The sequence below is a fragment of the Psychromarinibacter sediminicola genome, assembly GCF_029168335.1.
Classification (GTDB): domain Bacteria; phylum Pseudomonadota; class Alphaproteobacteria; order Rhodobacterales; family Rhodobacteraceae; genus Psychromarinibacter; species Psychromarinibacter sediminicola.
The window spans coordinates 1-9,081 of record NZ_JARGYC010000110.1 but is presented as its reverse complement, the minus strand read 5'-3'; the positions used below and the strand labels follow the sequence as shown (position 1 = coordinate 9,081).

Sequence of the window (9,081 nt, the reverse complement as noted above, 5' to 3'; positions counted from 1 at the left end):
CGGAGAGGCCCCAATTCTGCCTCACCCGTCGCGTTCGCCGCCAAATCCTCGCTCCATCGCCGTTAAGTCATTGATGGAAATAGTTTATCATCCGCAAGCGGGCCGGAAAAACAGAGTTCATATGGGAAATCCGGGCTGAATGATTTCAGACAGTTATGATTCTTGTGGGTTGCTGAACCTGGAGAAATCAATGCCCTGGACTGAAATCACTCGCCCTGATTATGATCGACGCCGCTTGCGCTGTGCAGGCGATTGTACGGACGACGAATGGGCGCTGGTTTCGCCGTTCATGCCCGCCAAGTGCAAGGTCGGGCGCCCGCGCAGGACCGACATGCGCGCGGTCTGGGACGCGATCCTTTACATGGCGGCGACCGGTTGCCAGTGGGCCATGCTGCCCAAGGATTTACCGCCCTTCACGACAGTGCAGTATTACTTCTACCGGATGCGCGACAGCGGGGTGCTGGATGTTCTAAACGAGACCTTGGTCGGCGCTTCACGCATTCTGGCCGATCGAGAAGACGCGCCCACCGCCGGGATCATCGACAGCCAATCGGTCAAGACGACTGAAAGCGGCGGGCCGTATCTATTTTCGCAAGGTTTCCCAGTGTCTGGAGGCGAAACCCTGCAATTCCGCTCGCGCTTTCACGGACGGTCTTCCGCTGTTGCGCCGTCTCGGATTCGCTGGCCATAAAGCGAGACACCGGGAGCGATGCGGTCGAAGACGCCTGATGCCGCCATGCAGCCGGACATGTTCCGGGAGACGCTGGAGATGATCTTGAACCCGCGGCACGAGTTGCTGGAACTGGCGCGGTGCATCGAATGGACTCGGATCGAGGCCGTGTGCGGGGAGAGCTTTGTGGCGGATTTCGGCCGGCCCGGGTTGCCGACGTAGCGGCAGAAACGATTTTTCGTAAACGGCCGCTCGGCAGAATTGGTTGGCGGCGGTTGCATTTGATGCCGCTACCCACGTTGAAAATCAGTAGAATCAATAGAATGAACAATCGGAAATCTAACAAACTCGCCAAAATAGCCTCACCTGCTGAGGACTTCGACGCCATAAGCGCATTCTACAGCGCCTCTCACCCACGATCTCTTTCGAATCTGAGTTCCTACCTCGACACCTGGAAGTCACCTGGTGGACTTGGTGGGATTATTTCCACATGGTGGTCTACTACGGTTGACACAATAGAAACGCACCCGATGAATCAGGCGCCTTTCATGCTTGGTGCGACGCGGCTCTTATCGGCGGGTATCCCGGGAGATTGGGCCTGCCTTGTGGAAAGGGAAGCCATCAGCATTGTCGACCAGATTCGCGATGATGGTCTGATGCTCAACGGCTGGGGGGACATGCCGGGTTATCCGTTGGCGCCGGTCGTCGGCTTTTCCGCTGCAGGCGGGCTCTACGCAGCTGCGGCGGTCACAGAAAGCGACGCGTTTCTATACTACGGGGATCGCATTAAGCTCGGTTATGAAAATGCTTTTGGTCAGGGTGCGACGCTCTACCATGGGGTGGCCAATCAGACCGCGCGGTGGGCAATCACGACCTTGCAGCGTTACTTACTCCTCGGTGACGAAAAAGACCTCGAGATGGCTGTGCGCCTCGGTGACAGCGTTCTCGCTGAACAAATTACTGACGGCCCTAACACAGGTGCAATCTATCAAGGCCGCAACAGCGACATCCTAATCTCTGTGTACGTCGGAAAATGCCTATACGCCTTACTCGCACTTTATCGTCAGTCTGGTGAGGCGCGGTTCCTCAATGCGGCTCGAGCTTTGGGCCGCTACCTGGTGTCGGCGCAGGCTCAACAAGATGGTCTGTTCGTCAACGCTCTGGAACCGGCTGGTTCCGTTTATCCTTTTGCTGCCAAGGTTGCCACGGCAATGCGACGCGCGGGCGTACCGTCTTCGACGGCAGCCTCCATTCGACGCAAAATGATTTCGGGCTGGAACAGAAATCCGCATCCCGTTGCAATAGCGCGAGCAAGCGACAGCATCCGAGGGCTCTGCGCTTTGTCCGTCCACGAACCCGAAATTCGCCCCGCGGTGCACACGTTATTGACAAACCTGCTTGATTTCCAGATGAGCCATGGTGGTTTCCCCAACACCATCGGTTATGGTGGCGACCTCGACCAGCCTCCAGTGTGGCAAGATGTGATTTGCCCGACTCGCTGGAATGTTTACGTTTTTCAACTCTTGGCAGAGCTTGTTTCAGCGGCCCGGCCCAATATGGTACTGCCCGCGCCACAGATAAGCTGGCCCGACGTCATTTCGGTGCGGTCGGGGTGCAATCGTAAAGGAGCACTCAATACAGTCGTGTTGTACGCTGAGGACGCCACCTCAGCTCAGCTCTCAACCAATGACGGCGGCTTGCTATGGCGAGTCGAAAAGGTAACGGGCGTCACGCAAGCAAAAAATGATTGGCGCGGTGAACTGACTGCTGCGCGGTCACTTAAGCAATTGGAACGCGAGCGGCGGGCATAATGGAGAAGATAAAACGATTTTTCGGCGACCCGGAGACCGGAACGATCTCGCGACTCGAAACAGCGGCGGGTCAAGTGGAGTTGACGGCAGGAGGAACCGAGATTGGCAACTGGCTCGGCTTCTGCAACCAGAAAGAGCTCAAGGGTGTGCAAGCTGACATCCAAGAAATAGACGTATCTTGCGAGCCAGACGAAGTCGCGACCCGCTATGTAGTAGATCTCCCCGAAGCGACCTTCCAAGTGTGTGTATCTGAGCGCCTCGAGAACGGTGCGTGGCTGCGTCGTGCGTCCGCGATTGCTCTGAGACCGTCTTGGATGGGCGATTTCGTCCTTAGGCTTGGGGTTAAATCCACGGACTTCCAAACGGCAGGTCATGGGAAACGACGATCCCGACACAGAAACCGAAACACGTACCACCAATCCCACATTGATACCGTTGAAATTATGGGAGATCGCCTTTTGCTGCGCACAACGCAGCGCTCCGACCTGGAAAGCGGGCGCTTGGAAAGGGTTTCGTATTGGCGGGACCAGCGTGACGGTCAGTGGATTCAGCATCATCGCCTGATTGTCGGTGAGGATGATTTTGACCAGGTCGTGTTCCGGGTGCGGAACAGTGTCATCGACAGCAGAGGGAGCCCATGGCTGCGTAATCGCATTTTTCGAGCACCTTTCTGGGCGTTCAACGAGAATGTACTCTCGCACTTGCGCTTTCGCGTCCTGCCGACGATACAAGCACAAGGGGTTGTTTGCGTCGCGGAAGGCGACACCTTTGAGTTGGAATCGCGGGTCACGGTCGAAAGTCTTGGGGAGGCGAACGGATGAAAAGGTCGCTTGCCCTCCTGGCCCTGCAGTTTCCTCCAATTGGCGGAGGCTACTCCGAACGTATAGCGGGATTTGCGAAATTTTGGTGTCGCGAGTCAGATCTCGATCTTCATGTAATTTGCGCCAAACCGGACGGGCTTGGCATGCCAATCGATAAGTCCGGCGAAGCTGAAATCGCGAAAGCCTCGAGTATCACGCGGTTGACCACAATCAGTGGTTGGATGAACTCTGGTTTCATAGGTAAAATCGCACCATTCAGGCCGATAGCAAAAGTATTCTCAAAGCTGATCCCGGTCGACCATCAATTACCGTGGTCGCTAGCCGCAGGAAGACACGCGGAGCGCCTCTACAAAGAGGGAAAAATCTCCGCAATTCTAACAAGCTCAACCCCATACTCGGTGCATGTCGCAGGTTTACGGCTCAAGCGGCGACACCCTGATCTGCGCTGGATTGCCGATTTCAGAGATCCGTGGACAACAAACTATCAGCACCGCTTTATTCGGCGCCTCCCTTTCTCGAAAACGTTCCACAAGTGGCTGGAACAGGCCGTCTACGACAAAGCCGATGCCGTTATAATCAATACCCACCAGAACTTGAACGATCTTGATGGCCCATTCCGCATCGACCGATGCAAGATGCATGTGATTCAGAATGGCTATGACCCGGAATTGGATTTCAGTGTATCCCCGCTGGAACCACGCGTAGATGGTGAGTTTCGCCTTGGATTCATTGGCGGTTCGCGCGGGGACTGGTTTGAAGGCCCTTTGCACCGGGCTATTGCACATCTCAAGAAAGCCGACCCACAGGCGTATCAGCAGCTTCAGGTTCCATTGATTGGCACAAGCGAAGTAAAGGGAAGTTTGCCAACACGCTTGGGCATTGCTGATCGCCTGAAACCACAAGGATTTGTCGAACGAAGAGAACTAGGTAGCCGAGTGTCTGGCCTAGATGCGTTGGTCTTGATTCTTCCAGATAACAATGAGCGACCGTTGGGATGGGTGCCACAGCGCTTATACCTGTTTCTCGCTACTGGGCTTCCGATCCTGTGCATTGCACCTGAGGGTGAGGCTGCGACTTATGTCCGAGAGAGCGGACACGGAACAGTGGTGGCGCCCAGTGAAACAGCGAAGATAAGCGAGATCCTCTCGTCATGGATTGCGTCACCTCCTCAGCCTTATCCATCATACCATACTCCCATCAGGAAGTTCTCCAAATCTACGCTTGCGACCAAGCTTTTAGCTCTCATATTCCCAGACGAGCGGCTTGGCGGTCAGAGCAGAATGATTGCCGGGTGCAGCTCCGTGAACGGCCCAGAAACACTGTCATGAGACATGGCAACCGCCCTGTGTTCGTGTTAATCTACAAAACACTCGGGCCATATCACTGGCCGCGAGTGAGCCACCTTGCACGAACAGTCGCACCATATGCGAATGTACTCTGTATCGCCATTGCAGGCTCCCAAAGCGAATACTTGTGGAAGACGGTTGAAGCAGACCGGACAATGCGGTCAGATACGTTGAAGGTCGTCACGCTGTTTCCGGGCAAGTCCTTGGAAGCAGTCAGCGCAGTATCTCAGACACGTGCATTGATTGGAGCGATCCAGGCGGTCAACTGCAGCCTCGTTCTGACTGCTGGATATAGCCACTTGCCAATGCTGTTTGCCGTTCTGGCTGCACGCAAAAGTGGTGCGTGTTCTGTAGTCATGTTCGATAGTAATAGATTTGATCATGCCCGCAAAAAGATCCGTGAAGTCATGAAGAGCTATTCTTTGAAGGTATTTCACGGTGGTTTGATTGCCGGAAAGCACAGTGGGGAATATCTAGCAGAGCTGGGGATGGACACCGCATGCATGGAGTTGGCGTGTGACGTGGTCGACAATGACGAAGTCTCTGCCCAAGTCTCGATGGCCAAGCGTGACGCAAGCATGGAACCTTGTTTCCTATTTGTGGGACGCTTTGTCGATAAGAAGAACGTTCCTGCGCTTCTGTCGGCCTACGCCCGCTATCGTTCATCCTGTGAGGATCGGATGCCCCTTCCTCTCGTTCTATGTGGCTCAGGGCCATTGGAGCAGGAACTTAGGAAACAGGTTCGTTTGTCCAACATTGAGGGCGTTCAATTCGCTGGTTACGTAACACATCCCGAGATCTATTCCTATTACGCCCGGGCACATGCGCTGATCTTGCCGAGCAAAAATGACCAATGGGGATTGGTCGTGAATGAAGCGCTCGCAGCGGGAGTACCAGTGTTGGTGTCGCACAACTGCGGATGTGTACCGGAGCTGGTTCACGATGGTGTAACTGGCTGGACATTTCCACCGACAGACATAGCCGGTCTATCGGAAATGCTGCAGCGCGTTCACAAGCTCACTCCGGTGCAAAGAGAAGGTATGCGCATTGGGTGTAAGGAAGCTATTCAAGATTTTGGCTTGCCACGGTTTACAGACGGCATTGAACGACTGGCGGGGCGTTTGACCGCAATCGGACCCTATGCGCCACCCGTCATCGAAAGAGTACCGAAAAACAGCCCTCGAAAGAGGTGATGACGTGTTAAAGGTCGCGAACATCATTGAAGACGGCAGGATCGCTGGACCTCAGGTCCGTATGACTAACGTAGCAGCTAAGCTCATGGGTCATATCAAAACGACTCTTGTTTTTCCCATCACGAATTCTCGAGCGCTTCAAGAACGCTGTTCGGAACTGGATGTCGACTTCAAGACTCTGCCTTTAACACGACTGACAAAGGAGCGACGTATCCTGCTTAGATACATTTTTTTTTCGTGGTGGGAAGTCATCGTCTTGATGAGATATTTGCGTCGGGAAAGATATGACTTGGTTCATGTAAGCGGTGGCAGTTGGCAATACAAAGGCTTGATTGCAGCTAGGCTTTGCGGCATTCCAGTAATTTGGCACTTGAACGATACGGATATGCCCCGCAGTGTCCGCACTGTTTTTTCTGTGCTCAGTCGATTGTCCAGTGGTTTTATATTTGCATCTTACAAATCGCGAGCCTATTATGGAGCGCTAGCTTCCAATGCCATGCCTCAAGCTGTCATACCTGCGCCAGTGGACCTGGAACGTTTTGAGACGGAGAACTTAGTTGAGCCTTCTTCAAAAGATCGCCAACTACTAAAGAAACTTGACGGAAAAATCGTTGTAGGCACCGTATCGAATATATCGCCCGTAAAAGACATTGGAACATTCGTGGACATGGCGGCCCTCTGTTCAGCAGGTAGGGGCGACATGGAATTCATTGTGGTTGGGCCAGTATACAGTAATCAATCCGAGTATTTCGAAAAAATTCGGTATCGTTCGGACAAGGCAGGACTAACGAATATCCACTTTGTAGGAGGGCGACAAGATGTGCGCCCCCTGTTGTCGCGGTTTGATATCTACACGTGCACTTCGACAGCCGAATCTTCTCCAGTCTCAGTATGGGAGGCAATGGCCATGAGCAAGCCCATAGTCTCGACAGATGTCGGTGACGTCCCCCTTCACGTAAAGGAAAAATTCAACGGCGCTATATCTCCCGTCGGCGACGCAGCGTGCCTCGCGCGTTCTGTCCTCGCCCTAGCCGGTGATGCAGAGCTACGACATCGGTTCGGTACAGCTTCACGGCGTGAAGCGTGTTCAGCTTTTGAGTTGGATGATGTCGCGCAACGCACACTTGATCTTTATATAAAGGTGTCTTCTCGGTATGATTCTGTGAAGACTTGAGGTTGACTAGTTTCAGTGAGGGTTGTATAGAATTTCTTTATGATTGGCCTGTTCGTTACTAAAGCTTGACGACGCAAAAGCATGAGTATTCTTTCTGAAAGTGCGCTGTTTGGTTTGCCGTATTGGTTTTACGCGACTCTTCCTATTGTGGCCTTAATTGGAGTCGCCGCGTCTGCGAAGGTTCTGAATTTTAGAATTATCTCTGTAATTTATTTGGTTTTAATAATTACGCCTGCAGTGAGTCCAGTGAGCGCTTATGTTACAGGCGCACAATTTTTTACACTGCAAAATCCCGGGCTGCAAAGTGATCTATATTTGAATTCGAAGGCAATACTTTTTGTGATTCTGTTTGCAGGATTATCGACTCTTGGGATGCTAAGGCCTGTCTCGTTTGGTCGCTCCGTTGTGCTGCCAAATACTAGAGTAAAAAATTCTACCCGCATTATGGTTTTTCTGTTCTTCTTTATAATGTTCGTACTGTTTCTCGAGTCAGGTAACGTTATCACTTCTGCTTACGCTGATTTCAAAACTGGTGCAAGTCCAAGATTCAGCTCTGTTGTAAATCAGGCTTTTAATGTTTCCGCCGCAATTCTCATTGCTGATTGGACTACGAAACAGAAGCATCGAATCAATCTATTCTTTATTATCTTGTTCATTTCTTTTTGCTTATTGGTCGCGAGGCGCACGCTTGCGCTTGGCCTCCTTTTAGTACTTGTTTCGATTATTTCGAGTGGGCGTATTTCTATGCGTACGTATTTCTATGTTGGTATCGGATTTCTCTTACTTGCTGCAGTAGGCACGGTTCGTGGTGTCGGCTTGATCGAGTTATTGTCTGAAGGTGACTTCCGCGAGAGGTCACTCAATGTTTATTACTTGCCTGGCGGCGCTTCTAACATCTATATGAGTTTGTTGGCAACGATTGATTTAAGGGAGGCTGGAGGTCTTCCAGGTTTCTTCGAGTTCGGACCTTGGGATTGGTTCGCGGGCCAATATGAAGGGGCATTTCTAAAAAGGGCTTATTACGACTACAATGGTGGATTCTTTATCGTTTCCCTTGTTTACTTTCACTTAGGCGTGTTTGGAATTTTGTTGTTCGGATATTTATTGGGCGTTCTTGTGAGAAAAGCTGACAATAAGTTATCCAGGCTCCTAGAGGAGGGCCACGGTGGATGGCCTGCGAGTGTTGCAATCGGTTTTCTGCTGGTCCTTCCAAACATGGTTTGGTACCATCCCATTGGAACTTTGAAGCTTTTCGCCGCGATTACTTTTGGCTACATTCTAATGGCGTTGTTCTCTTCAGGGGCGAGTTCCGTTCGTACCCGGCGCTCGCGTTAGTGTCCGACTTCCGTTATGGGCGGTGTTATGTCCAGTCCCCCGATTGATATTTCGCCGCCGGCTTCGTGGCTCCGTCGGTAGTCGGCGCACCGGCCGCTACTCGATGGTCATCCGTGAACTATGGCTGGCAACGCTCATGAGCGTCACGCCGCGGCCTTTTCCTGTGCACATGGTAAGCGTCTGCCCATCACCCTCGTTGTTTGGCGTGGTGTCCCGTCCGAGATGACGCCTGCATAAGCAGGAGGTGTCTCATGGGTGGCGACGGACAAACTTACGGAAGTTTTCATAGTGACGGCGAAGGGTACGGTGGGCGTATCGATGTGGTTGCGGGTCCGACGGGCCGTCGGCGCTGGCCGGAGCATGTGAAGGCGGCGATTGTTTTGGAGACCTACGGCGACGGGATGTCGGTGGCCGATGTCGCGCGTAGGCATGAGATCTCGGCACCCCAGTTGCACGCGTGGCGCCGCGCGGCGCGCGACGGGCTCCTTCCGATGCCGGACGATGACGCGCTCGCATTCCTGCCGGTATCGATCTCGGGCGATGCTGGGGTTCCTCCGGACGATCGGTCTGGGTCGTTGACGCTGGAGATCGGCGATGTCCGTATCAGTGTGCCGCCGGCGTTCGACCCTGCCCATCTGGTCACACGTGAAGAATGGGCAAGCGATTGAGAACGTGTGGTTTTGGCTGCATTTGCAGTATCCGTTTTCGCAAGGTTTCCCGGCTTTTGGTGC

Annotated in this window: 9 protein-coding genes; all 9 read left to right on the top strand. The window is 53.1% G+C overall.

Features of this window, described 5'->3' with window-relative positions; genetic code table 11:
- Positions 1-190: 190 nt before the first annotated feature.
- The 9 genes from P1J78_RS23065 (at position 191) to tnpA (ending at position 9,018) form a co-directional block, all read left to right on the top strand.
- The gene (locus P1J78_RS23065) at positions 191-691 is read left to right on the top strand and encodes a transposase (RefSeq protein ID WP_374213414.1); all 501 of its coding nucleotides are present in this window, start codon (positions 191-193) and stop codon (positions 689-691) included.
- A gap of 45 nt (positions 692-736) precedes the next feature.
- The gene (locus tag P1J78_RS23060) at positions 737-892 is read left to right on the top strand and encodes a hypothetical protein (protein WP_275569737.1); all 156 of its coding nucleotides are present in this window, start codon (positions 737-739) and stop codon (positions 890-892) included.
- Positions 893-993: 101 nt separating this feature from the next.
- Entirely contained in the window at positions 994-2,481 is a 1,488-nt protein-coding gene (locus P1J78_RS23055) for a hypothetical protein (protein ID WP_275569736.1), read from the top strand.
- Positions 2,481-3,302, top strand: coding sequence for a hypothetical protein (locus P1J78_RS23050; protein ID WP_275569735.1), 822 nt, complete (start codon positions 2,481-2,483; stop codon positions 3,300-3,302). Before P1J78_RS23055 ends, P1J78_RS23050 begins: the two co-directional genes overlap by 1 nt.
- Entirely contained in the window at positions 3,299-4,630 is a 1,332-nt protein-coding gene (locus P1J78_RS23045; protein WP_275569734.1) for a glycosyltransferase, read from the top strand. Before P1J78_RS23050 ends, P1J78_RS23045 begins: the two co-directional genes overlap by 4 nt.
- Positions 4,631-4,818: 188 nt before the next feature.
- Positions 4,819-5,841: a glycosyltransferase family 4 protein gene (locus tag P1J78_RS23040; protein ID WP_275569733.1), complete on the top strand. Its 1,023-nt coding sequence runs from the start codon at positions 4,819-4,821 to the stop codon at positions 5,839-5,841.
- Between the two features lie 4 nt (positions 5,842-5,845).
- On the top strand, positions 5,846-7,015 hold the full coding sequence (locus tag P1J78_RS23035; RefSeq protein WP_275569732.1) for a glycosyltransferase: 1,170 nt from the start codon (positions 5,846-5,848) through the stop codon (positions 7,013-7,015).
- 81 nt (positions 7,016-7,096) lie between these two features.
- Entirely contained in the window at positions 7,097-8,350 is a 1,254-nt protein-coding gene (locus P1J78_RS23030) for a hypothetical protein (RefSeq protein WP_275569731.1), read from the top strand.
- 251 nt (positions 8,351-8,601) lie between these two features.
- A complete protein-coding gene (gene tnpA / locus P1J78_RS23025; protein ID WP_275569730.1) occupies positions 8,602-9,018 on the top strand; it encodes an IS66-like element accessory protein TnpA in 417 nt (138 codons plus the stop codon).
- The last annotated feature ends 63 nt before the right edge of the window (positions 9,019-9,081 follow it).

Coding starts and splice junctions, on each gene's coding strand:
- P1J78_RS23065 (WP_374213414.1), top strand. CDS start 191: ATGCCCTGGACTGAAATCACTCGCCCTGATTATGATCGACGCCGCTTG.
- P1J78_RS23060 (WP_275569737.1), top strand. CDS start 737: ATGCAGCCGGACATGTTCCGGGAGACGCTGGAGATGATCTTGAACCCG.
- P1J78_RS23055 (WP_275569736.1), top strand. CDS start 994: ATGAACAATCGGAAATCTAACAAACTCGCCAAAATAGCCTCACCTGCT.
- P1J78_RS23050 (WP_275569735.1), top strand. CDS start 2,481: ATGGAGAAGATAAAACGATTTTTCGGCGACCCGGAGACCGGAACGATC.
- P1J78_RS23045 (WP_275569734.1), top strand. CDS start 3,299: ATGAAAAGGTCGCTTGCCCTCCTGGCCCTGCAGTTTCCTCCAATTGGC.
- P1J78_RS23030 (WP_275569731.1), top strand. CDS start 7,097: ATGAGTATTCTTTCTGAAAGTGCGCTGTTTGGTTTGCCGTATTGGTTT.
- tnpA (WP_275569730.1), top strand. CDS start 8,602: ATGGGTGGCGACGGACAAACTTACGGAAGTTTTCATAGTGACGGCGAA.